At 65.4% G+C, this 25,564-nt stretch carries 15 protein-coding genes; 8 read left to right on the forward strand and 7 right to left on the reverse strand.

What is annotated here, in order from left to right:
* Positions 1 to 70: 70 nt before the first annotated feature.
* Together B0G57_RS11500 and B0G57_RS11505 are read right to left on the reverse strand one after the other, a co-directional pair.
* Positions 71 to 1,699: a bifunctional ADP-dependent NAD(P)H-hydrate dehydratase/NAD(P)H-hydrate epimerase gene (locus tag B0G57_RS11500; RefSeq protein WP_018443402.1), complete on the reverse strand. Its 1,629-nt coding sequence runs from the start codon at positions 1,697 to 1,699 to the stop codon at positions 71 to 73.
* A gap of 123 nt (positions 1,700 to 1,822) precedes the next feature.
* On the reverse strand, positions 1,823 to 3,124 hold the full coding sequence (locus B0G57_RS11505; RefSeq protein ID WP_026230177.1) for an FAD-dependent oxidoreductase: 1,302 nt from the start codon (positions 3,122 to 3,124) through the stop codon (positions 1,823 to 1,825).
* A gap of 406 nt (positions 3,125 to 3,530) precedes the next feature.
* Here B0G57_RS11505 and purL point away from each other — a divergent pair, with 406 nt between their 5' ends.
* The 4 genes from purL (at position 3,531) to B0G57_RS11525 (ending at position 11,818) form a co-directional block, all read left to right on the forward strand.
* Complete coding sequence (gene purL, locus B0G57_RS11510; RefSeq protein ID WP_018443400.1) at positions 3,531 to 7,637, forward strand: phosphoribosylformylglycinamidine synthase; 4,107 nt, start codon at positions 3,531 to 3,533, stop codon at positions 7,635 to 7,637.
* A gap of 225 nt (positions 7,638 to 7,862) precedes the next feature.
* The gene (locus B0G57_RS11515) at positions 7,863 to 9,005 is read left to right on the forward strand and encodes a hypothetical protein (RefSeq protein WP_018443399.1); all 1,143 of its coding nucleotides are present in this window, start codon (positions 7,863 to 7,865) and stop codon (positions 9,003 to 9,005) included.
* 8 nt (positions 9,006 to 9,013) lie between these two features.
* Entirely contained in the window at positions 9,014 to 9,451 is a 438-nt protein-coding gene (locus tag B0G57_RS11520; RefSeq protein WP_018443398.1) for a type 2 periplasmic-binding domain-containing protein, read from the forward strand.
* 21 nt (positions 9,452 to 9,472) lie between these two features.
* Positions 9,473 to 11,818, forward strand: a complete 2,346-nt coding sequence (locus B0G57_RS11525) for a bifunctional diguanylate cyclase/phosphodiesterase (protein ID WP_020566517.1) — start codon at positions 9,473 to 9,475, stop codon at positions 11,816 to 11,818.
* A gap of 96 nt (positions 11,819 to 11,914) precedes the next feature.
* Here B0G57_RS11525 and B0G57_RS11530 read toward each other — a convergent pair whose 3' ends face one another.
* The 5 genes from B0G57_RS11530 to B0G57_RS11550 form a co-directional block, all read right to left on the reverse strand.
* A complete protein-coding gene (locus B0G57_RS11530; RefSeq protein ID WP_018443396.1) occupies positions 11,915 to 12,694 on the reverse strand; it encodes a peptidylprolyl isomerase in 780 nt (259 codons plus the stop codon).
* 99 nt (positions 12,695 to 12,793) lie between these two features.
* Positions 12,794 to 13,132, reverse strand: a complete 339-nt coding sequence (locus B0G57_RS11535) for a BolA family protein (RefSeq protein WP_026230174.1) — start codon at positions 13,130 to 13,132, stop codon at positions 12,794 to 12,796.
* 2 nt (positions 13,133 to 13,134) lie between these two features.
* A complete protein-coding gene (locus B0G57_RS11540; protein ID WP_018443394.1) occupies positions 13,135 to 13,665 on the reverse strand; it encodes a septation protein A in 531 nt (176 codons plus the stop codon).
* Positions 13,666 to 13,807: 142 nt separating this feature from the next.
* On the reverse strand, positions 13,808 to 14,257 hold the full coding sequence (msrB, locus tag B0G57_RS11545; RefSeq protein WP_018443393.1) for a peptide-methionine (R)-S-oxide reductase MsrB: 450 nt from the start codon (positions 14,255 to 14,257) through the stop codon (positions 13,808 to 13,810).
* A gap of 87 nt (positions 14,258 to 14,344) precedes the next feature.
* Positions 14,345 to 15,901 carry a protein adenylyltransferase SelO gene (locus tag B0G57_RS11550; protein WP_018443392.1) on the reverse strand — a complete coding sequence of 519 codons (1,557 nt, stop codon included), beginning with the start codon at positions 15,899 to 15,901 and terminating at the stop codon, positions 14,345 to 14,347.
* Positions 15,902 to 16,140: 239 nt separating this feature from the next.
* Here B0G57_RS11550 and B0G57_RS11555 point away from each other — a divergent pair, with 239 nt between their 5' ends.
* From B0G57_RS11555 to B0G57_RS11570, 4 genes are read left to right on the forward strand one after another with little or no spacing between them, the layout of a single operon-like run.
* Entirely contained in the window at positions 16,141 to 20,790 is a 4,650-nt protein-coding gene (locus B0G57_RS11555; RefSeq protein ID WP_102607243.1) for a beta strand repeat-containing protein, read from the forward strand.
* On the forward strand, positions 20,787 to 22,589 hold the full coding sequence (locus tag B0G57_RS11560; protein WP_018443390.1) for a ShlB/FhaC/HecB family hemolysin secretion/activation protein: 1,803 nt from the start codon (positions 20,787 to 20,789) through the stop codon (positions 22,587 to 22,589). The genes B0G57_RS11555 and B0G57_RS11560 overlap by 4 nt, the downstream gene beginning before the upstream one ends.
* Before the next feature lie 10 nt (positions 22,590 to 22,599).
* A complete protein-coding gene (locus B0G57_RS11565; RefSeq protein WP_018443389.1) occupies positions 22,600 to 23,340 on the forward strand; it encodes a FecR family protein in 741 nt (246 codons plus the stop codon).
* Positions 23,341 to 23,350: 10 nt separating this feature from the next.
* Positions 23,351 to 25,564: a SulP family inorganic anion transporter gene (locus tag B0G57_RS11570; RefSeq protein ID WP_018443388.1), complete on the forward strand. Its 2,214-nt coding sequence runs from the start codon at positions 23,351 to 23,353 to the stop codon at positions 25,562 to 25,564.

The following is a 25,564-nucleotide window of genomic DNA, read 5'->3' on the forward strand; positions in this document are numbered from 1 at the left end:
TAGCGGCGTTGAATGCCGTTCCACAGCATCGTCCGCAAGCCGCCGTCAAATTGGCGGGGCGACGGGGTCGCTACCCACGGGCCGGATAGATCAGGCGATTGAGCGAGGCGCGTACCGCGGGCGCGAGTTCGCTGGCCGTGAGGCCCGCGGGTCCGGCGCCGCCTGCGACGAGCGTATCGGCCGCGAGCCCGTGCAGGTAGACGCCCGCCAGCGCAGCCTCGTAAGCCGGCAGGCGTTGCGCCAGCAACGCGCCGATGATGCCGCCGAGCGCGTCGCCGGTCCCCCCCGTGGCGAGCGCGGCGTTGCCGGTTGGATTGACGGCGGTACGGCCATCGGGCGCCGCCACGACGGTTCCGGCGCCCTTCAGCACGACGACGGCGCCGAAGCGGCTAGTCAGCGTGCGTGCCGCGGCGAGCCGATCGCGCTGGACAGCCGCCGCATTGACACCGATGAGACGGGCGGCCTCCAGCGGATGCGGAGTCAGCACGCAGACGTGGCCGGCCGCGCCCCGCGCGGCGAGCGCGGCGCCAAGCTTCTCATCGTCGGCGAGGAGATTGAGCGCGTCGGCGTCCAAAAGTTTCGGCACATCCAGTTCTACCGCTTTCAGAAGAATCTCGGCCGCAATAGCGCGTCGACCCATCCCGGAGCCGAGCGCCAGCGCGTCCATTTCTTCGAGCGCGAACGCATGCCCCGAATCGAGCGGATGCAGCATCAACTCGGGATGGGGCGGATCGTAAGGCGGTGAGCCCGCGCCGACGAAGGCCACGTGCACTTTGCCGGCGCCCGCATGGAGCGCCGCGCGCGCGGCCAGAATCGGCGCGCCGCACATGCCCGTATCGCCGCCGACGACGGCGAGGCTTCCGAACGTGCCCTTATGCGCGGCGAACGCGCGTGGCGGGAAGGCGGCGCAGAACAGGGCGGGCGCGTTGAGCAACGTGATGGCTGTGCCGGCCGTACCGGCGGGCGCGGGATGCAGCGCGGCGGCGGTGCCGTCGTGCGCCTCGACGCCGAGCGGCGCGACGGCGATCTCGCCCGCGAGGTCGCGGCCGTGCGTCATGTAAAGGCCCGGCTTCGCGCCGAGAAACGTGATCGTGTGCGTTGCCCGGACGGCCGGGCCATGGCCCACCAGGTTGCCCGAGTCGCTGTCGAGGCCGCTCGGCACGTCGAGCGCGAGCACGGGTTTTCCGGCGCCGGCCGCTTGCGCGATCCGTTGAGCCAACTCGGCGAAGAGGCCTTCGAGAGGGCGGGCCAGCCCGATACCGAACAGGCCGTCGACGAGCCAGCCGTAGCCATCGAACGAGACGGGGGCGCCAGCCGAAATGGGCACGCCGGCCGCGCGGGCGCGGGCAAGCGCCCAGCGGGCATCGTCGGGCTTGACCTCGACTGGCATGCAGACCTCGACGTCGACGCCGGCCTTACGCAACTCGGTCGCGCAGACGAGCGCGTCGCCGCCGTTGTTGCCGGGCCCCGCCGCGAGCCACACCGTCCGGCCGGCCGCGAGCGAGCCGTCATGTTCGGCCAGTTCGAGCAGACAGCGCGCCGCGGCCGCGCCGGCCCGCGCCATCAGCGTGTTGGCCGGCAAGCGCGCGCCCTCGCGCGCTTCGATCGCGCGCAGCTCGGCAACGGTGTAAAGCGGCAAGGGCCGCTCGTGGGGATTGACGAAGACGGGAGAGGCGGGGCGAGAGGCGGCTTCGGTCATGGTCGGGCGAGCGGGCGTTGAGGATCGGCGCGGCATTGCGCCGGGCGACGTGACTTCGACGCCATGACATGCACAGCGCATGCAAGGCGCCGGGGCGCCGGGGTTGGATCCGCCCGCGCCGCCTCAGTCGACGAAACGATCGGCGCGCAGCGCGGCCAACGTATCGGGCGGCACGCCGGGCGCGGTGCCGCTCACGAGATCCGCGATCACTTTAGCAGACCCGCAGGCAAGCCCCCAGCCGGCCGGCCCGTGCCCGAAATTGAGGAAGAGCCGCGGGTGCAGCGCCTGGCCCACGACGGGCAGGCCGTCCGGCGAAAGCAGCTTGATGCCATCCCATGCATGAGCCGCGGAAATTCGAGCGGCGCCGGGAATCCAGTCGTGCGTGGCCTGCGCGAGAGCGGCCGTCGCCGCCTTCGCAAGCGGCTCGGCCGGCGGCTTCGCCACGTCGCGCTCCGGCTGCACGAGGGCCGCGCCCGCCACGCGCACGCGCTGATTCGCGCGCGTCATCGTGATGCGCTTCGTCGTATCGACGACGGTGAGATGCGGGGCCCGCTCCTCGTAGGCGATCGGCGCCGTCAGCGCGAACAAGCGGGCAGGATGCAGCGGCAGGCGCAGCCCCGAGCGCTCGATGAGCGCGAGGCTGCCCGCGCCCGCCGCCACGACGATCGCGTCGGCCGAGACGACATCGACGTCGCGCGAGCTCGAGCGCTCGCCCTCGGCGGGAGCCAGTTCGACGGCGGCGCGCGCGTTATCCAAGCGCAGCGTCGCAACCGCGCGGCCGAACTTGAAGTGAACGCCGCTTTCGTCTTCGAGGGACTGCTTGAGCAGCTTCGTGAAGAGCGGACAGTTGGCCATCCGCTCCTGTTGGAAGAGCACGCCGCCCGCGAAAGCGGGGTCCGTCGGCACCGAATGTTCGATTTCGCCGCATTCGTCGGCCGAAAGCACGTGATGCCTGACTTCGAACTCGCGGAGCAGGTCGAGCGCGCTTTGCGCCTCTTCCCAGTCGCGCGCATGGCGCACGACGTGCAGGACGCCGCTCGTTTGCTCGAAATCGAGGCCGAGACGCGTCTCGATGGCCTCCATCGTTTCGCGGGCGACGTCGACGAGCGGCTTGAGCCGCCGGTATTGCGCGCAAAACGCGTCATGCTCGGCGAGCCGTGCGAGACGTTGCATGAAGCGTCGCGTGGCCGAGTCGAACCCCGGCTTGTAGACGATCCCGCCGCGCGGCGCGCGCGCCGTTTTCATGAAGGTCGGCCCGAACCAGACGTCGAGCGGCGTCGGCAGAACCGCGCCGCCGTGTCCGTACGTGGCACCTTGTGCGACGGTTGCATGACGCTCGATGACGCAGACGCGGTGGCCCGCCGCGTGCAACTGATATGCGGTGGCGACCCCGACGATTCCGCCGCCTATGACGATGACATCCATGAATGGTTCTTTCGATGCGCTGCAACCTGCCGCGAGCCGCCGCACGCCGCGTTCGATCGCGTCGTGTCCGACGGCCGGCGCCGCGCCCCGTGCAACGATCGCGTTGGCCATGCGGCGCCGGTGAAGCAAACCGCGCATCATAGCGCCAAAACGGGCGATGCGCCTCGCCTGCGCAGGCGAAAGCAGGGTGCCCACGCGAGAGCGGGCATGGCCCGTCGACGCTTGCAAGCGTCGGCGTGCGCGGACGAGCTGCCGCGCATGACGGCTTGGCTTATTGGGGGCCGAGTTCCGGGTATAATCTCGGTCTTCCTTCGCATCACGTCGTCTGCATGCGCAAGAGGGATCGGTTCTGAGCCCGATCGTCCGCCCGGCGCTAAGCGCGACTCAACGACGCCCACGTCTTTTCATGGCCCACTTCTCGTGTTTCCCCGGTGCTACGGCGCTATCCGAATTCCGTCAAACCCGCCTGCTCGAGACGCTTGCCCGCATCGATCCGAACATCGTCGGCGTGCGCGGCCAATATCTGCACTTCGTCAACGCATTGACGCCGCTCACCTCCGAGGACACTGCGCGCATCGAGGCGCTCGTGCACTACGGCACGCCGTTCGCGACGGGCGAGGGGCGCGGCGCCACCGAGACCTTTCTCGTCGTGCCGCGCTTCGGCACCGTCTCACCATGGGCGAGCAAGGCAACGGACATCGCGCATCACTGCGGCCTCACGCACTTGCGCCGCATCGAGCGCGGAATCGAATACACGGTAATGCTGAAGACCGGCTTTTTGGGCGTTGGCGGCAGTAAGGGCTTGACCGACGAAGCGCGTGCGGCTGTCGCGGTCGCGCTGCACGACCGCATGACCGAAAGCGTCGTGCGCGCACGCGACGAGGCGCTGCATCTCTTCGACGAGCTGCCTGCCAAGCCTCTGTCAACCGTCGACATCCTCGCGCATGGGCGCGGCGCGCTCGAGCGCGCGAATACTGAGCTGGGCCTCGCGCTGGCCGAAGACGAGATCGACTATCTCGTCGATGCCTTCACGAAGCTCGGCCGCGACCCGAGCGACGTCGAGCTCATGATGTTCGCGCAGGCGAACAGCGAGCACTGCCGCCACAAGATCTTCAACGCTCAATGGACGATCGACGGCGAGCCGCAGGACACGTCGCTGTTCCAGATGATCAAGAACACGGAGACGTTGAGCCCGCAGGGAACGATCGTCGCCTATTCGGACAACTCCGCGATCATGGAAGGGGGGGCGGCCGAGCGCTGGTTCCCGCGGCAGGCGCGCGCTGGGGATGCTCAAGGCACCACCGGCGCCGAACGCGCCGGCGGTGCGCTTGACGAGCGCTACGGGCGTCACGTCGAGCTCACGCATACGCTCATGAAGGTGGAGACGCACAACCACCCGACTGCGATTTCGCCGTTCGCGGGCGCCGCCACGGGCGCCGGCGGCGAGATTCGCGACGAAGGTGCGACGGGCCGCGGCGCGCGCCCGAAAGCGGGCCTCACGGGCTTCACCGTGTCGAATCTCGAGCTGCCCGGCGCCGTCGAGCCGTGGGAAAACGCGCGCGACGCCGCCTTACCGCCGGCCTCGCGCAATCCGGCCGAGCAGCACTCCGCCTACGGGCGGCCCGACCGGATCGCGTCGCCGTTGCAAATCATGATCGACGGCCCGCTCGGCGGGGCCGCATTCAACAACGAATTCGGGCGGCCGAACCTCGGCGGCTACTTCCGCGTCTACGAGCAGAACGTCGGCGGCCAGGTGCGCGGCTATCACAAGCCGATCATGATCGCGGGCGGCATCGGCAACATCTCGGCGGCGCATACGCACAAGCATGACCTGCCGGCCGGTACGCTGCTGATTCAGATCGGCGGGCCCGGCATGCGGATCGGCATGGGCGGCGGCGCGGCGAGCTCGATGGCGACGGGCGCGAACACGGCCGAGCTCGATTTCGACTCGGTGCAGCGCGGCAATCCCGAGATCGAGCGGCGCGCGCAGGAAGTCATCAACGCGTGCTGGCAGCTTGGCGAAAGCAATCCGATCCTGAGCATTCACGACGTCGGCGCCGGCGGACTCTCGAACGCATTTCCCGAGCTCGTCGATGGTGCGGGCAAAGGCGCGCGCTTCGAGCTGCGCCAGGTCCCACTCGAGGAAAGCGGCCTGTCGCCGCGTGAGATCTGGTCCAATGAAGCGCAGGAACGCTACGTCCTCGCGATTGCACCGGCCGATCTTCCCACGTTCGAAGCGATCTGCGCGCGCGAGCGTTGTCCGCTCGCGGTCGTCGGCGTGGCGACGGAGGAGCGGCAGTTGCAACTCATCGATACGCAGGCCGAAGGAGCCGCGGGACGTCCCGTCGACATGCCGATGGAGGTGCTGCTCGGCAAGCCGCCGCGCATGCATCGCAACGTCGAACGCGTGGCGGCCGAGCGCGCGCCCGTCGACGTTACAGGCTTGTCCCTCGCCGAGCTTGCCGTCTCGGTGCTCAAGCATCCGACCGTCGCGAGCAAGTCGTTCCTGATCACGATCGGCGATCGAAGCGTCGGCGGCACGAGCGTGCGCGATCAGATGGTCGGGCCCTGGCAGGTTCCGGTGGCCGACTGTGCGATTACGGCCGTCGATTACGCCGGTTTCCGCGGCGAGGCGATGACGATGGCCGAGCGCACGCCGCTCGCCGTCATCGACGCGCCGGCATCGGGCCGCATGGCCGTCGGCGAAGCGATCACGAACATCGCGGCGGCGCCGATCGCGTCCCTCGACAAGCTCAAGCTCTCGGCGAACTGGATGGCCGCATGCGGGAGCGCCGGCGAGGACGCCGCGCTCTTCGATACGGTGAAGGCGATCGGCATGGAGCTTTGCCCGGCGCTCGGAATCGGCATTCCGGTCGGGAAGGATTCATTGTCGATGAAGACGAAATGGGACGAGAAGGGCGTCGCGAAGGAAGTGACGTCGCCCGTCTCGCTGATCATCTCCGCATTTGCGCCCGTCGACGACGTGCGCCGCCATTTGACGCCGCAGCTCCGTCGATCCGGCGAAGCCGGCGATACGGTGTTGATCGCGATCGATCTCGGCCGCGGCAAGCAGCGGCTCGGCGGCAGCATCCTCGCGCAAGTGACGCAGCAAGTCGGCGACAGCGTGCCCGACGTCGACGATCCCGAGGATCTGAAACGCTTCTTCGCCGCCATTCAGGCGCTCAATGCGGCGGGCCTGATACTCGCCTATCACGACCGCTCGGACGGGGGCTTGTGGGCAACCGTCTGCGAGATGGCGTTCGCCGGACACGTGGGCGTATCGCTGAACGTCGACATGCTCACCCTCGATGCCGCCCATGAGTTCGATTATGGCGATGCGAAGGACTGGGCGAAGCAGACTAGCGGGCGGCGCGACGATCGCACGTTGCACGCGCTCTTCGCCGAAGAGCTCGGCGCGGTGATCCAGGTGCAGGCAGCCGAGCGCGACAACGTGCTCGGCGTGCTACGCGAGCATGGGCTCTCGGCTTGCTCGCACGTGATCGGCAAGCTCAACGAGCGCGACGTCATCGAGGTCTATCGCGACGCGAAGAAGATCTACGATGCGCCGCGCGCCGAATTGCAGCGCGCCTGGACGGAAGTGAGCTGGCGCATCGCGCGATTGCGCGACAACCCGGCTTGCGCCGATTCCGAATACGACGCGTTGCTCGATGCGGCGGACCCAGGCATTTCGCCGCAGTTGGCGTTCGATCCGCAGGAGGACGTGGCGGCGCCGTACCTGAATAAAGGCGCGCGTCCGCGCGTGGCGATCCTGCGCGAGCAGGGCGTGAACTCGCATCTCGAGACGGCCTATGCGTTCGATCGCGCGGGCTTCGATGCCTATGACGTGCACATGAGCGACTTGCTGTCGGGCCGTGCGACGCTGGCCGACTTCGCCGGCGCCGTGGCCTGTGGCGGGTTCTCCTATGGCGACGTGCTCGGGGCGGGTGAAGGCTGGGCGAAGACGATTCGCTTCAACCCGATGCTCGCCGACATGTTCGCGGCGTTCTTCGGCCGGCCCGACACGTTCGCGCTCGGCATCTGCAACGGTTGCCAGATGATGAGCAGCCTCGCGTCGATGATTCCCGGCGCCGATGCGTGGCCGAAGTTTACGCGGAACAAGTCGGAGCAGTTCGAGGCGCGGTTCTCGCTCGTGCGTATCGAGCCCTCGCCGTCGATCTTCTTCGCCGGCATGGAGGGCTCGCGAATTCCCGTTGCCGTGGCCCACGGAGAAGGGTTCGCGGACTTCTCTCAGCAAGGTGATCCTGCGCGCGCGAACGTGGCGATGCGCTTCGTCGATCACCGCGGCGAAGCCACCGAGCGTTATCCGTTCAACCCGAACGGTTCGCCCGCCGGTATCACGTCCGTGACGACGCCCGACGGCCGATTCACGGTGCTGATGCCGCACATGGAGCGCGTGCATCGGACGGTGCAGATGAGCTGGCATCCTGAGAGCTGGGGCGAAGCGAGCCCATGGATGCGCGTGTTCCGCAACGCACGGCGCTGGCTCGCGTAAGACGGCGAGACGGCGAGACGGCAGCGCTATCCGCCGTTCATGCGCGGCGATGCCTTTGCAGTCATCGCCGGCCGATGCGCTGACCCAAGAATAAGAAAATCCTTACACGCCATTCGATAAAGAGTCGGAAGGCGGGGTCGTTTACATAGTTGAAACATAACGAGCCCGGCAGGCGCGTCCCATTGGCGCGCCGACATGCCGCGGCCCACAACGACCCACGCAATAGTGCGACGAAAGAGACCTGCAATCCGCAGCCATGGCATCACGCGCGCAGCGAAGCTGACGCTCGAGACCGCCGCGCTGACGCTGACGCTTTTGGCAGCCGCACGGGGTGCGCATGCCGGGGAATTGCCGTCGATGTTCTCGTTGAGCGGCTTCGGCACGCTCGGCGTGGCGCACTCGAGTCTCGACACCGCCGATTTCACGGGCGCCGCATTTCAGCCGGCAGGCGCCGGATACACGCGCCACTTCAACTTTGCCGGCGACACGAAGTTCGGGCTCCAGCTCACGGGCCGGTTCACGGACAAGCTGACGGCGCTCGTGCAAGTCGTATCGCGCTACAACTACGATAACCGCTACACGCCGACGATCGAGTGGGCGAACGTGAACTACGCGTTCACGCCGGACTTCAACGTACGGGTAGGACGGATCGAACTGCCCACCTTCCTCAGCTCCGACTACCGCGAAGTGGGTTATGCCAACCCATGGGTACGCGTGCCCGGAGAGCTCTATAACCTGGAGCCAATCACGAACAGCGACGGCGTCGATGCGTCTTACAGGCTGCGCTTTGCGCACGTCGTCGACACACTGCATTTCATTTATGGCCGCACCTCGTTCCATATCACTCCAGGCGGCACGAAGATCAAGGGGACGGACATCGGCGGAGTGGTGGACACGCTCGAGTACCGGAGCCTGACTCTGCATATCGGCTACCTTCACGCATACACCTCGTCGCCGTTCGTGCAAAGATCGGCCGCGGTGGCCTACAGCGTCGGCATCGGTTACGACGTCCCGCGCTGGTTCGTGCAAGGCGAGGTCGCACGTGTGACGGCCGATCGACTGACCCCGGGCTACCTCGCCGGCTACCTGAGCGGCGGCGTGCGCTTCGGCCAATTCACGCCGTACGCGACATACGCCCTCGAGCATGCGCTCAACTATCAGACCGTCATCCCGAACGCGAACCTTGGGCAAAAGGATCTGTCGGTGGGCCTGCGTTGGGATTTCGCGAAAAATCTCGACATGAAGGTGCAGTACGAACACATCTGGACACCGGCCCAATCGGCGGGGCTCTTCATCGACGAGCAGCCGAACTTCCGCAACGGCTGCGCGGCGAATGTGTTCAGCGCCACCCTTGACTTCGTCTTCTAGGGGCGCGCATGCACGGGATCAAGCGAAAGCTGTCGGGCGCTCTGATCGGCGCAATTCTCGCGCTTTGCGCGACGGTGTGCGACGCGCAGATCGTCGTCATCGTGTCGGCGAAAAGTCGGCTGACGTCGCTCACGGTGAGCGATGTCGCCGATATCTACCTCGGACGCATGAGCCAGCTGCCCGATGGCGTTGAAGTGGTGCCGATCGATTACAACGACGACGACGCGCGGCGCGCCGAATTCTACAAGCTCGTCGCGGGCAAGTCGCTCGCGCAATTGCGCGCTTATTGGCCGAAGCTGATCTTCACGGGACGAGGCGTGCCGCCGCGCGCGACAGCGGACGCTCGGGCCGTCAAGAAGATCGTTGCCGCGTCGCCGAACGCGATCGGATATATCGACAGAAGCGAATTGGATTCAAGTGTGAAAGCAGTGCTGACCCTGCACTGACCGCTACGAATGGCGGAGAAGATGGAGACCTTGAAAACGGCTCGAGGTGTAAGCAAGGCCCGTATTTCGGGCCTTGCGCGCGACATGGCGCGGCGCGCGACGCGCCATGTGCCCCCGCGCTTTCTCGAAGCCTATGTTTTCTTTCCCTGCGTGACGCTGATCTTCCTGCTGGTCTTCTGGTGCTCGGTTGCTTACACGATCCGCATGGAATATGAGACAGCGGTGAGCGCCGCGGCGGAGTCGAGCCGCCAGCTGGCGGACACTTATGAAGCGCAGGCTGTGCGCAATCTCGCGGAAATCGACCGTACGTTGAAGATGGTGGCGTACGCCTACGCAATGAAAGGGGACCACGCGCTCGAAGAGATGGAGGACAGGCAAATGCTCCCTCCGGCAATCGTATTTCATGTGGCCATTGCAACGAGCCGCGGCGAGGTGATTGCGAGCTCGCGGAAGCTACCGGAGCCGCGCGTCGGCAGCGAGCCGTTCTTCAAGGCAATGTCAGGCAACGGCGGCGATGCGCTTTTCATCGGTCAGGTCGAGCGCAATGCTGGCTCGGGCGCCCCCGAGATCGTCTTCAGCCGACGACTTGCGGACGCGAGCGGCCGCTTCGCGGGCATCGTCATGTTGACCGTCGACCCATCGTACTTCGCGAGTGCTTATGACGCCGCTCAAATGGGCCGACATGGCTTTCTGGGTCTGCTTGGCACGGACGGCATCATGCGCGTGGAGCGTGTGGGCGACGACATTTCGTGGGGCGCGGCGGTCGCGGTGCCGCCCGCCCGCGGCGTATCGGGCAAGCCCGGCGTCATGCCCTGGGATGCCGGCGTCGCACGTTTCACCAACGTGCGCGCGTTGCACGGCTTCCCGCTCGTCGCCATCGTCGGGCTTTCTCGCGAAGAGGCGCTGTCGCGTTTTCGCCGCGATCGGCAGCTCTATGTGTTGTCGAGCGCGGCCGGCAGCATGCTGTTGCTGGTTTTAACGGCGATCCTGAGTGCGAAGAGCTGGGCGCTCGCGCGCGACCGCGCGCGGACCGAGGAACGGATTCGCCATATGGCGACGCACGATGCGCTGACCGGATTACCGAACCGCTCGCTGCTGCGAGACCGCTTGGATCAGGAACTGGAGCACGCGCAACGGCACGGCTACGCCGTCACCGTCGTCTTCATCGACCTCGACAACTTCAAGCTGATCAACGACAGCCTTGGACACCGTGCCGGCGACGAGTTACTGAAGGCGGTATCGAGCCGCATGCGGTCGTGTCTGCGCCAGGCGGATACCGTCGTTCGCCTTGGCGGCGACGAGTTCGTGCTCGTGCTCGGCAACGAATCGGCGGATGGTCCGGGTGCCTACCTCGCGATCGAGCGCGTGCGCGAAGCGATTTCCGAGCCGGTCGAACTGGTCGGGCAGACGTACCAGGTCACCTGCAGCATGGGGATGGCGAGCTATCCGATCGACGGCAATGACGCGGAAACGTTGCTGAGTCACGCGGACGCCGCGATGTATCGCGCGAAGGAAGTGGGCCGCAACAATAGCCAATGGTATCGCCCGGAGATGAATGCCAGGCTGCGCGATCGCCTGCGTCGGCAAAAGCAGTTGGGCGAAGCGCTGGCGCGCGACCAGTTTCGCGTCGTGTATCAGCCGCAGGTCGACGCACGCACGCGCAACATCTTGGGTGTCGAAGCATTGCTGCGCTGGGACCATCCTGCCGACGGCCCCATATCGCCGATGACGTTCATCCCGTTGGCGGAGGAAACGGGGCTGATCGTGCCGATCGGCGAGTGGGTCTTGCGTTCGGCGTGCCGGCAAGGCGTGCGGTGGCGGCGCGCGGGCTTGCCTCCCGTCAGGATCTCGGTCAACGTATCGGCCAGACAGTTTCTGCACGACGGGTGGGCACAGACGGTGGCTAGCGCACTCGAGGACAGCGGATTCGATGCACGTCACCTTGAACTCGAGCTGACCGAGAGCCTCATCATGCAGGATCTGGACCGCTGTGTTCAAACGATGAAGCGGCTGCAGGATATGGGCGTTCGATTCTCGATCGACGATTTCGGCACCGGCTATTCGAGTCTCAGCGCGCTCAAGCATTTGCCGATCGCCCGGCTGAAAATCGACAAATCGTTCATCCGCGAGCTGCCGCAACGTGAGGATGACAGGGCGATCGTCATGGCCGTGATTTCGATGAGCCGGCGCCTGAACTTGAACGTAATTGCGGAAGGGGTCGAGACTCAGGCTCAGGTCGACTTCCTTTGCGAGAACGGCTGCGACGAGATTCAGGGCTACTACTTCAGTCGGCCCCTGACGCCCGCCGAAATCGGGGCGATGCTGGCGGTGCAGCCCACCGTCGCAAGCGCACGGGAAGATGCTTGATGGAAGCAGCCGCGCGGCGCGGCCTTCGCGATCGGCAAAAACGACGATGCCGCCCGAAGGCGGCATCGCTTCGCTCCGCCAACGTCAGCCTGGCGCTTACTGAATCTTTGCTTGTGCGCGCAGATTCTGTTCGAACGACTGCAGCTTCTCCTGCTGCATCTGCTGAACAATCTGCTGCTTGACCTGATCGAGCGGCGGAGGCGTGACGGGCCGCGAGTCGTCGAGACGAATGATGTGCCAGCCGAACTGCGTGTGCACCGGCTCTTGCGTCATCTGCCCCTTCTGCAGCTTCTCGGCCGCCTGGGCGAATTCGGGCACGTAGGCACTCGGGTTCGACCAGTCGAGATCGCCGCCGTTCTTGGCCGAGCCCGGGTCCTTCGAGTACTGCTTGGCGAGATCCTCGAACTTCGCGCCACCCTTGATCTTCGCGATGATGTCCTTCGCCTGCTGCTCGTTGTCCACGAGGATGTGGTGCAAATGCAGCTCGTTGCCGCCCACTTGCTTCACGAGCTCGTCGTAGCGCGCCTTGACGTCGGCATCGCTCGGCGTGTTTTTCTTCACGAAATCCTCGATGAGCGCGCGCAGCACGACGGTTTGCTGAGCCACGGCCACTTGCGCCTTCACGTCGGCGCGCGTCGGAATGCCTTCGCGAGCGGCTTCCTGCATGAGGATCTCACGATTGATGAGCTCGTCTCGCACGGCTTGCTGCAGTTGGGGGCTGTCTTGCTGGCCTTGCTTCACGAGCTGACCGATCAGCGCGTCGGCGCGCGATTTCGGAATGGGCGTGCCGTTGACGACGGCAATGTTCTGCGCGAAGGCCGGAGCAGCCGCGAACGCGGCAAGCAATACCCAAAGTCGGGTTTTGTTATGGATCATCGGACGTTTCCTAGCGTTCCAAATGGGAAGGATTCGATAAGAGACAGCCCCCGGTGCTTTTGTTTCCTTCCTGATACGGGGGCGCTTATGACATTTCATCTATGACTTCGATGAAGGCGCATCGGGCAAACGTACAAACTCTTCGGGCGTGTACGCCATGATCGCGAGCGCATGGATGCCGCGCTGCATCACGTCGGCCAGCGCATCATACACCAGGCGGTGCCGCGCGATGCGCGCCTTGCCGCCGAACGCGGCCGCCACCACCGTGACGGTGTAATGCCCGCCCGCCGCCGCGCCCGCATGGCCCGCGTGCTGCGCGCTGTCATCGCGGACAGCGAGCCGCGTCGGTTCGAGCGCCGCGCCGATGCGCGCCTCGATGAACGCGATGCGCTCGGCCGGCGTTGCCGTCATGAATTGCTCGGCGGACACAGCAGTCATCGTCACTCCTCCTTCATGTACTTCGCGAGCCACAGGCTCTGGGCAACGATGAAGAGCACCATCGCGCCCGTGGTACCGAAGAGCTTGAAGTTGACCCACTGCGACTCGGTGAAATTGCCGACGACGTAAAGGTTCACGATGCCGAGCGCAACGAAAAAGAGCGCCCAGGCGACATTGAGCTTATCCCAGACCGCGTGCGGCAGCGTAAGCTGCTTGCCCATCATCGTTTCGATGAGATTCTTGCGAAAGCCGTAGCGCGCGACGAAAAGCCCGGCGGCAAATAGCCAGTACAGCGCGGTCGGTTTCCATTGGATGAATTTCTGATCGTGCAGGACGAGCGTCGCTCCGCCGAAGACGACGATCACGCCGAGGCTGACCCAGAGCATCGTGTCGACTTTGCGGTGCCGAAAAGCCACCCACGCCACTTGCACGAGCGTCGCGGCGATCGCGACGGCCGTGGCCGTGAAGATGCCCCAGACCTTGAACGCCACAAAAAAGAGGATGATCGGGAAGAGATCGAAGAGAAATTTCATCGGACTGTACGAAAGGCTTCGCTGTTCGGGCCGGGGCGGATTCGACGCACATTGTCGGCAAAAAGCCGCGGGCAGGCGCACGATTTCGTGCGCCTGCCCGCGGACTTGGGCCGCGCTATTACAGCGAAGCGTACGATCCGCGCTACTTGGGCTCGAATTGTAGCGCAGCCGAGTTGATGCAGTAGCGAAGGCCCGTGGGAGCGGGGCCGTCCTCGAATACATGGCCGAGGTGCGCGCCGCATTGCTTGCAGCGGACTTCGATCCTAAGCATCCCATGCGAGCGGTCGGTCCGCTCTTCGATCACCTCGCCGTTGATCGGCTTGAAGTAGCTGGGCCAGCCGCAGCCGGCGTCGAATTTCGTCGACGACTCAAAGAGCGGCGTGCCGCAGCAGACGCAGTCGTAGACGCCGCGCTCCCAGTGATCCCAGTAGCGGCCCGTGAACGGGCGTTCGGTCGCGGCGTGCCGCGTGACTTCGTATTCGACGTCGCCGAGTTCGCTGCGCCAGTCGTCGTCGGACTTACGGACGGCATAGCCGTCACGGGGCGCTTCGCTCGTTTCGGGGAGATCGCGGGGATCGGTGTGTTCAGTCATGGTCGATATGTCTCCGTTTTGGCATGTTCGCCGCACGGTGCATATACGCACGCGAGCGGCGCATGGATGCGGTGCGGTCCTTGCGCCCTATGACGAGCAGCTGACCGACAGCGTGCCAGCCCAGTCGGGCGGCAGCGCCGCATAGGCCTCGAATTCGGGCTGCTCATCGAACGGGCGGCGCAGCACGGTCAAGAGGCGCTCCACCTCCGAGAAGTCCTTTTGCTTCGCGCGTCGGATCGCCGTTTCGGCCAGGTGGTTGCGCAAGACGTATTTCGGGTTCACGCGGTTCATTGCCTCGCGTCTCGCCGCGTCGTCGCGCGGATCGGTTGCGAGCCGCGCGCGGTAATCGGCCGCCCATCGATCGAATGCGTCACGGTCAATGAACAGGTCGCGTACCGGTCCGTCGCTGCTCGCGTCGTGCTTGGACATCGTCGCAAGACCACGGAACGTCGCCGTGAAGTCCGCACGGCTCTTGTGCATGAGCTCGAGCAGGCGGTCGGCGAGCACGTTGTCGCCGGGCTGCGCTTCGGACAAGCCCAGCTTGTCGCGCAAGCGGCGCTCCAGCGCCGGCCCGAAGCGCGCCTTGAACGTTTCGAGGGCCTGTTGCGCATCGGCAACCGACCGTTCAGCCCGCACCGATTCGTCATGGTGCGCGCCGATCAGCGGCAGCAGGCTTTGCGCGAGACAGAAGCAGTTCCAGTACGCGATCTGCGGCTGCATGCGGTACGCGTAGCGCCCCTGCGTGTCCGAGTGATTGCAAATGTGGTTCGCATCGAATGCATCGACGAAGCCGAACGGTCCGTAGTCGATCGTCAGACCGAGGATCGACATGTTGTCCGTGTTCATGACGCCGTGGCAAAAGCCGACCGCCTGCCATTGCGCGATCAGCTCGGCCGTGCGAATGACTGCCGCACCGAGCAAGGCGAGGTAGGGATCCAGCGCTTCACGACACTCCGGGAAAAAGCGATCGATCACGTGGTCGGCGAGCTTACGCAAGTCGTCGATGCGATCCGCGGCGTAAAAATGCTCGAAGTGTCCGAATCGGACAAAGCTCGGCGAAACGCGCGTGACGGCGGCGGCCGTTTCGATCTCCTCACGCCGCACCGGCTGGTCCGACCCGATCACGCAAAGTGCTCGCGTCGTCGGAATACCCAGGTGGTGCATCGCTTCCGAGCAGAGAAACTCGCGGATCGACGAACGCAGCACGGCGCGGCCGTCGCCCATGCGCGAGTAGGGCGTGCGCCCGCTGCCTTTCAATTGCAGCTCATTGCGCACGCCGCGATGTTCGAGCTCGCCCAGCGTGAGCGCACGGCCGTCGCCGAGCTGGCCGGCCCAGACGCCGAATTGGTGGCCGGAATAGACAGACGCGTAGGGCAGGGCCTGCGCGGGCCATTCGCGCGTCGGATTGCCGCAGAAGAACGCGGCGAAATCGGGCTCGCTCACCATCGACGGATCGAGACCGAGCGCCGTCGCGGCATCGGCCGATACACCTACGACATAGGGATCGGGCAGCGGCGCGGCAGGCAAACGCGTGTAAAAAGCGGTGCCCAGACCCGCGAACGAGCCAGGGCGTGTCGCCGCCAACGACTCGGCCAATCTCGCCAACACCCCGGTGGGCTCAGCAACGGTTGCGGAAAAAGACATGAGTGAGACCTCTCGACTTCCTCGTATTGTAAGCGGCCGCTTCGCGACGCGTATCCGAGCCGGACGGCCCGTCGCACCACCGAATCGCACGAAAGCCAGCCGTGGCCGGAGCGGATCTCGTGGCGGTAAACGCTCAATAAACGCTCGCTTGGCAAGATGCGCGACGGTAGGCGTACGCGCCGCTCGCTCGTGCCGCCACTCGGCCAACGCGACCGAGTCGACTTCCAGGACCGTCGTCGATGAAAGAAAAGACCGGAAACCGGCACGAATATCCACGCAAAACGGGGCGGGGAAAGCACCATGCGCACGCACATGAACATGTGCAGGCAGACGCGCATGGTGAAGGGCCGTTCCCGCTGCGGCCGATCGTCGCCGCCGCGTTCGCCGCGGCGAGCGCGCTCGGCTGCTTGCACGCCGCGGCCGCGCCAGCGGGTGGTCAGATCACTGCCGGCGCCGGCACCATCAATGCCGCGCCCAATGCAGCGGGCGGAGCCACCACCATCATTCAGCAAGGCAGCAATCGTCTCGCCATCAATTGGACCAGCTTCGATATCGGCAGTCAGGACTCCGTAACATTCGCGCAGCCGGGGAGCAGTGCGATCGCGCTCAATCGCGTGACAGGCCAAAGCCCTACCCAGATCCTCGGCACACTCAACGCGAACGGACAGGTCTTCATCCTCAACCCGAACGGCGTCCTCTTCGGGAAATCGGCGCAAGTCAACGTCGGCGGGCTGCTTGCATCGACGCTCAACCTGTCCGACAGCGATTTCCTCGCGGGAAAATTCCGCTTCACCGATAGCGGCGGCACCGGGCGCATCGTCAACGAAGGACAGATCACGGCGAACGGCGGCTATATCGCGTTCATCGCGCCGCGCGTATCGAACCAGGGTTCGCTCATCGCCGATAAAGGCACAGTCGAACTCGCGGCCGGCTCGGCAGCGACCGTCACGCTCGCCGGCAATCAACTCGTCTCGCTGACGATCGACCAAGGCACGCTCGACGCCCTCGCCGAAAACGGCGACTTGATCCGCGCGGACGGTGGCGTCGTCATCCTCACGAGCAAGGGAAAAGACGCCGTGTTGTCGGGCGTCGTCAACAACACGGGCGAAATCGTTGCGCGCACAGCCGTCAACACGGGCGGCACCATCAAGCTGATCGCCAACGGCGGCACGGCGCTCGTGGGCGGAACGCTCGACGCATCCGCGCCGAACGGCGGCAACGGCGGCACGATCGAAACATCGGGCGAGGCTTTCCAGCTGCAACCGGGCGCGACCATCACGACGCATGCGACGAACGGCCAGAGCGGCACGTGGCTCATCGATCCGTCGGATATCGTCGTCGCCGCCTCGGGCGGCGATATGACAGGGGCTCAGCTCTCGACGCAACTCGGGAACACCAACATTCAACTGCAGACGAGCTCGGGCTCGGGCGGTGTTGGCGACATCACCATCAATGACGGCGTGGTGTGGAATTCAGGCAACATGCTCACGTTGACGGCCGACCACGATATCAAAATCAATGCTTCGTTGGACGGCGGCGCAACAGGCTCGATCGTGGCCAGCGCGACGCACGACATCGCTTTGATGGCGCCGCTCGTCGCACGATCGCTCACTGCTGACGCCGGGGGAACGCTCGCGACGAACGAGCCCATTTCGCTAACCGGCACGGGGTCGCTGACGGCAAGCGGTGCCATCACGCTCGGCGCGTCGGTCACTGCGCTTCAATCGCTGAACGTAACGTCGGGCAGCAGCATCGCGATCGATGGGCCGATCATTCTCGACGCCGGCAGCGGCACGCTCACGCTCTCGGCCACCGGCACGATTTCCCCCTCGTCGATGGCTTCGATCGCCACGGGCACGTTCGATCTCCAGAACGGGGCGTGGGTACAAGTCGGCGGCGGGTTCCTGCCGGGGTTCAGCGCTTCGAATTTCGTTGTCGGCAATGGCGCATCGTTCCTGCGAGCACTGAGCGGCAGCGGGACGACCGCCGACCCCTATCTGATCGGCGACGTCTACGGCTTGCAAGGCATCGGCACTTCGGTGCAGATGCTGGCCGATTCGTACAAGCTCGCGAACTCGATCGATGCGAGCGGCACATCGAATTGGAACGGCGGCCTCGGCTTCGCGCCGATCGGCAACGGCGTCGAAAACGCATTCCTGGGAACGTTCGACGGCAACGGCAAGACGATCAGCGGCTTGACGATCAACAATCCCAACAACGAGAACATCGGCCTCTTCGGTTTCGTTCGGGACGGCGCGATATCGAACGTGTCGCTAACCCACTTCAACGTCACCGGCTCTCGGTTCGTCGGCGCGCTCGTCGGCATCAATCAAGGCGGAACGATCTCGAACGTCTCCGTCGACAACGGCACGGTAACGGCCACGTCGAACACGCTGCTCAACGATACCAGCGGCAATACGAACGTCGGCGGCTTGATTGGAGACAATCTTAGCGACGGCTCGTCGTTTCCGGCAGCAATCACGAACGCGACCGTGGGCTCGGGCGTGACGATCACGGCATCCGGCCTTGGCAGCACCATCGAAGGCCAGGTGGGAGGGCTCGTTGGCTGGAATAGGGGCGGGGTGATATCGCATTCGGGCTCGGCCGCTTCCGTCACGGGAGACAACCTCATCGGCGGCCTCGTCGGCCTGAACGACGGCTCGATCACGATGAGCAGCGCAAGCGGCCCGGTGACGGCCACCCAAAATGCCGCGGGCGGGCTGGTAGGCCAAAACACCGGAACGATCGCCGGATCGTCCGCCACAGGAACGGTCAACAGCAGTCAGTACGCAGGCGGCCTCGTTGGCCTCAACGGCACCGGCGGTCAAATCGTCTCATCATGGGCAACCGGCGCGGTATCGGACTTTCAGACCGCTGGCGGTCTCGCGGCCCAGAACGACGGATCGATCGTGCAATCGTTCTCGAGCTCGGCGGTCACCGCTTTCGCCGGTGACGTCGGCGGCCTCGTGGGCCTCAATAGCGGCACAATTGCCGACAGCTACGCGCTCGGCCTCAGCGCCGCCAGCAGCGGGGTGGCCGGCGGCCTCGTGGGCGACAATGAAGCGTCGATCGCAACGAGTTACGCAACGGGCTTCGTATCCGGGCGCGATGCGTCGGGCGGCCTCGTGGCGGTCGCCGGTTCCGGGTCTTCGGTCACCCGCAGCTATTGGAACATCGATACGACGGGGCTCAGCACGAGCGCCGGCGGCACGGGACTCACGAACGCCCACATGTTGTCGAGCCAAACGTCGAGCTTTTCGGGGTTCGATTTCAGCAACGTCTGGCGCTTCATTCCGGGCACATCCTATCCCTATCTCGTCTCGATCTTCTCGAGCACGCCCACGGTATTTTCCGGCACCTACACGAACACATCGGGCGCCGTACAAACCGCCAAGACGCTCGACTTCGCCGCGCACGACCAATTGATCGCGAGCCTGACGACCGGGGCAAACGGTTTCTACTACCTGATGCTGCCTTCGACGGCATTCAACGGCGCCACGGCGATCGTCGCGTTCTCGCCGACGAACGTGCCGGGCCCGGGAACAGCGCTCGGCGCGGCCGAGACCTCTGGCGCCAGCGTCTCGATGAATCTGCAGGACAACTTTGTCGCGTTGGCGGGATCGAGCGTGACGCTCGGCGATATCGCATCGGCGCTCGGCAACCCGTTCTCGGGCGGCGCCGTTTCGTCGGTCGCGTCGCTCGTACCGGCCGTTTTGACGAATCTGCAATCGAATGCATTGGCGACCGCAAACGGCGTATCGCTCGCATCCGCGCCCGGTACGGAGCTCGATCTGACCGGTGACACGTCGATCTCGGCCGCCGCAATCACGCTCGGTTCAGTGAGCGGCAGCGGCGCCGCGCTCACGCTGCAGACCTCGGGCGGCGATATTACGCAAGGCGGCGCATTCACGCTCGGCGTATTGGGCATTCCGAGCGCAGGCAATGTAACACTCGACGGTGCGAACCAGATCGGCACGGTGGCGGCGATGGTCAGCGGCTCGTTCAGCCTGAACAACGCAAGTCAGCTCACGGTGGGTCAGGCGGGATCGACGAGGGGTATTACCGCCGGAGGCACTGTCACGCTGACGAACCCCGGCTATACAACGACGCTCGCCCAATCGATCGACTCGTCGGCGAGCGGCGATGCGGTCATTCTCGTGAGCGCCGGCTTCGCGAACCTTTTTGGTCCGAGTGTCGTCACGACGAACGGCCGGTGGCTGATCTATACGACGAGTCCGGATGCCGATTCGTTCGGGGGGCTGCAAAGCGGCAACAGCGCGTTATGGGCCCAAGGCTACAGCCCGGGCTCGAATGTCTCGGCGAGCGGCAATCGGTATCTCTTCTCGACCGATCAAGTCATCTTCGTCAACGCGAATCCAAACCAGAAGATGGCCGGCCAGACCGCGCAGGAGAGCGCGACGTTATCGCTGAAATACGCCGGTTCGAGCTACGGCGATGCATTCACCGATGCAACCGTGCCGTCGGGCGTGACGGTCAGCGTCTACAGCAACGGCGACGCGGCGAGTGCGACGCGAGCAGGCGGCGACGACGGCGTGGGCCTCTATCGAATCCGCTATACGGCTTCCAACGTGCCGGCCGGCTACGCGGTGGCCGACGGAACGGTCGCTGACCTGACCGTCGTCGACCCGCAGGCGAGCGCGCCGCCGTCTTCGACTGCGCCTTCGTCGGCGCCGGCCGTGATCAACCAGGTCCAGGCAGTCATGAACAACGACGCCGACAGCGGCTCCGATGGAGACGGCAACGGGCGCCGAAAAGAGATTGGAGCCGTCCTGGCGGCGTTCGACGCAGCGCACGCCACACCCGTCTCTGGCAACGGACGGTCGTCGATATTGCCGGCATGGCCTGTCGCAAATGCGTGCGTGCCATGAGCGCGGGGCTCGGAAAAGACGATGCGACCGGCGTATCGAACATGCACCGCCACCGGCATCGCGGCGATAGCGGCGCCGCATTCCCGATTCCGTCGACAAGCGCAATGAACCCGCGTCGCCGCCCTCCATTGACCCTTCTCGCCGGCATGAGCGCGGCGCTCGCTTGCACGATGCCGGATGCTTGGGCCCAGGTGGCGTCGCCGATACCCGATGCGGGCAGCACACTGCGCAATCAGCTGCAGACGTTGCCGCCCGTCTCGCCGCCCGCGTCGAATGCCGAGATTCACATCGAGCGACCTGCCGCACCGGCGCCTTCCGCATCGGCGTTGCGGTTCGCCGTCAAAGGATTCCAGATAGACGGCAATACGAAGTTCAGCCGTGCCGAATTGATGCCGCTCCTGGAGCCCGCGCTAGGCGGCGCCCGGACGTTGGGCGACCTCGACGAAGCCGCCACTCGCGTCACGAGTTTCTACCGCGCGCATGGCTATCTCGTCGCGCGCGCATACATCCCCGCGCAGGACATCCGCGACGGTATCGTCGATATCGCGATCGTGGAAGGCCGCTACGGTAAGGTGGAAGTTCGAAATGCCCCGCACGTGCGCGATGCCGTGCTTCAGCGCTATGTAAGCCCGAAGCATCTCGGCGACGTCATCGACGAGCGCCGGCTCGATCGCGCGGCGCTGCTGATGCAGGACGTGACCGGCGCAACGGCCGTCACCGGAAACCTGCAGGCGGGCGAGACGCCCGGCACCTCGGACCTGACGATCGACGTGCCTCCGACTCGCGCGCTGACCGCGAGCTTGCAGGCCGACAATTACGGCATCAGGCCAACGGGACGCTACCGTGTCGGCGGCGCGCTGCAGTGGTTGAGCCCGCTGGGTTTCGGCGATCGCCTCGATGCGCGCGCGCTGACCTCGATCACGGGCCAAACGTTCGGCCAACTCGGCTATAGCGCCCCGATCGGAAGCGACGGCCTGCGCACCAGCCTGTCTGTGACGGAATCGACCTACCGGCTCGGCGCCGACTTTTCTTCGCTCGATGCCTATGGCCACGCGACCGTGCTGTCGTGGGCGGCGAGCTACCCGCTGATCCGCTCGCGCACGTTGAACCTCAACGCTGAAGGCGGGTTTGATCGCAAGAACCTGACCGATCACGCGAACGGAACCGCCGAAGACAAGTTCGACAACGTATTCGGCGCGGGCTTCGACGGCAATGTGATCGCTGGCAAGACCCTCGTCACCTATGCGGTGCGGACCGAATCGGGCAACGTTCACTTCGAGTCGGGCGATCCGCTGGCGATCGACCAGACTTCGGCGCGGACCGACGGCCACTATCGTAAGTACACCTATTCGATTGCGCTTTACGAGGCCGTCACGCCACGGCTTCAGTTCTATCTGTCCCTGAACGGCCAGCAAGCCTCGAAAAACCTGATCTCATCCGAGAAGCTATCGCTCGGCGGCCCTTATGGCGTACGTGCCTATCCCACCGGCGAGGCGCCGGGCGACGACGGTTATCTCGCGACGGCCGAGTTGCGCTATGCCGTCGCGCAATCGCTGCTTCCAGGGCAGCTCGGCGTCTTCGGCTTCGTCGATACCGGGTTCGTGCGAAACAACGCCTATCCGTTTTCGACGGAATCCAACCATCAAAGACTGTCGGGAGCCGGCATCGGCGTCACGCTCTCCAAAGCGCCGGACTACGAAATCCGCCTCATCTACGCGCACAAGCTCGGCAATGCCACGGCCGTCGCCGATACCGATCATGCCGGGCGCGTATGGCTGCAATTGACGAAAGCATTTTGAGGGGAGATCGATGATTCCAATCACGCATTTTCCCCGCGCGTTCGCAGCCCTTATCGTTGTCTCCGCCATTGCAGTGGCGTCCGTTCATGCGCGCGCGGCGGCGCCGGCCGGCACGGTGGCCTACACCGCCGGTGTCGTATCGATCGAGCCGGCGTCGGGCGCGAAGCGCTTCGCCGTCGCTGGGTCATCGGTCGAGTCGGGCGACACCATCGAGACATCGACGGAGGGTGAAGCCGTGCTGCTGATGGCCGATCACCAGCGGGTCTATCTCAAGGCCGAAACCCGATACAGGATCGACGACTACCGCTTCGCCGAGAACGATGCAAAAAATAACGTCAGCGTCTCATCGTTGCTGAAGGGCGGTCTGCGCTTGATCTCGGGGTTGATCGGCAAACAGGGCGTTCCGGACGCATACCGGCTCAACACGCAAACCGCGACGATCGGCATTCGCGGCACCGAGTGGTCGGTGCTCGAATGCGGGCTTGCGAGCCGGCTGCCGAGCGGCGAGGGCGCCGGCCCCATGAGCGTTCCGGCAAGCGAGCCGCAAGCGCTCGCGCTCGAGTGCCCGCGCGGCGAGGCGGGCGAGCACATCCGCGTCTATCACGGAACGATCGACGTCCGCACGGAAGTCGATCACCACGAACTATCCGAAGGCTTCGGCACGATCATCCGATCGCCGCGCTCGACGATCGGCCTCATGCCGGGCGCGAACGTCGAGCCCGTCGTGCCGTCGCCCGCTGCCTGCAAGTGAGGTCCCTACCATGACGGACAAGACTCTTTCGCTCAATACGACGACGCGCACGGACGCCGCGACGCCGCTCGCCCCGAACATCGTCGCGGGCCTTCTCTCGGGCCTCGTGACGCTCTGTTACTCGATCGGCTACGGGTCGATGATTTTCAGCGGCAACCTCTCGCACTTCGTCAACGTCGGCATGCCGATCACGCTCGTGAGCTGCGGCATCATCGCGCTCGTCGTCGCGCTGAAGAGCTCGCTGCCGTTTTCGATCGGCGGCCCGGACAGCAATGCGGTCGCACTGCTCGTCGGCCTCGCCGCAGGCGTCGCGGCGGATGCGACCGCGACCGGCCTTTCGCAAAACGGCGTACTCGTTACCGTGCTCGCGGCGCTCGCCGTCAGTACGCTCGTGACGGGGGCGGCGCTCTATCTCGTCGGCGTATCGCGACGCAGCTCGGTGATCCAGTTTCTGCCATACCCAGTGGTCGGCGGGTTTCTCGGCGGCACCGGCTATCTGCTGTTGTCGGGCGCGATGCGCATGCTGACCGGACACAGCCTGGGCTTGCCGGCCATCGCGACATTGGCTGAGCTGCCATGGCTCGCGTGGGTGCCGGCGGTCGTCGTCTGCGCCACGCTGCTCGCCGCGCAAGGACGCGTGAAGCCGTATGCGCTTGCGCCGCTCGGCCTCGGCGCGGGCATCGTCGTCTTCTTCGTCGGCATGTCGGCAATCGGTCAGGCGCCCGAGCAATTGCGCGAGGCGGGACTGCTCTTTGCGCGCGAGCCGCTTTCGGCGCTGCAATTGCCGCTGATGTTGCCGCGCCAGCAGATCGACTGGGCGGCGATCGTCGCGCATCTTCCCGAGTGCCTCGCCGTGGCCGCGGTCTCCGCGTTGACGATCCTACTCAATTCGAGCGGTGCCAGCTTGGCGACGGGGCACGATGCCGACTTCAATCAGGAGATGCGGGCAGCCGGTCTCGCGAATCTGCTCGCGGGCTTGACGGGCGGCATCGTCGGCTATCAGTCGATGAGCCGCACGATGCTCAACACGCGCGCGGGCGCCACCGCTCGATTGAGCGGCGTCGTCGCGGGCCTTGGCTGCTTTGCCGTCATCGCGCTTTTCCCAGGCCTCATCGCCTGGTTTCCGAAGCCCGTGCTCGTCGGGCTGCAACTCTATCTTGCGTGGGGCCTGCTGCGCGAATGGCTGATCGCTTCCTATCGGAAGCTGGGTTTGGCCGATTACCTCCTGGTCTTGCTGATCGTCGCCGTCATCATCGTCGAAGGCGTGGTGGCCGGCATCGTGCTCGGCATCGCCGCGGCCTGCGCGCTGTTCGTTTTCAACTACGCGCGGATCAGCGCCATTTCGCGCGAGTTCGACGGACGCACCTATCACTCGAACGTAGAGCGCTCGATCGGCGACACAGAGCGGCTCCTCGCTCATGCGGATGCCGTCGTCGGCACTTGCCTGCAAGGGTTCCTTTTCTTCGGTACGGCGAACCTGATGTTGCGCCGCGTGAGCGAGCGGCTCGCCGCGAGCAGCGGAGGGTCGCCGCGCTTCATCGTGCTCGACTTCAGGAAGGTGAGCGGCCTCGATGTGTCGACGTCCGCAACGTTCCTGAGATTGAAGCAACGCGCCAAGGCATCCGGCGATACGCTCGTCTTTACCGGATTGCCCCCGCGCGCGCACGACATGCTGGCCCGCGCAGGCGTACTGACCGACAACATCCATGTATTCGGCGACCTCGACAGCGGCCTCGAGTGGGTCGAAGACTTGTTGCTCATGCGGGCGGGCACTGCGCGCGAGCATTCGACGTTCCGCAGCCTCGCCGCGATCATGCCGCACTTGAGCGGCAAGGCGCTCGCCAGGCTCTCGGCCTATATGGAGCCGTGCCAGCTCAAGCAAGGGCAGTTGCTGTTCTCGCAAGGCGACGCAGCCGATGCGGTCTACATCATCGAGCGAGGGCGCGTCACCGTTTCGCTGCCGCTCGAAGACGGTAAATCGATGAGGCTGCGCTCGTACGGCTCGGGCACGATCGTCGGCGAGATGGCGCTCTATACGCAGCAGCCGCGCAGCGCCGACGTGCGAGCCGACGAGCCGACCGCCGCATGGCGCTTGACGTACTCGGCGCTGAATGAGCTCGAAATCGAAGACGCCGATACGGCGCGACAGTTTCATCGTTTCGTCGTCATGGTGCTGGCATCCCGGTTGACGGTGGCGAACGAAGCCGCGCGCGCGGCTTATTGA

Origin of the sequence: Trinickia symbiotica (genome assembly GCF_002934455.1) — a bacterium.
GTDB lineage: Bacteria > Pseudomonadota > Gammaproteobacteria > Burkholderiales > Burkholderiaceae > Trinickia > Trinickia symbiotica.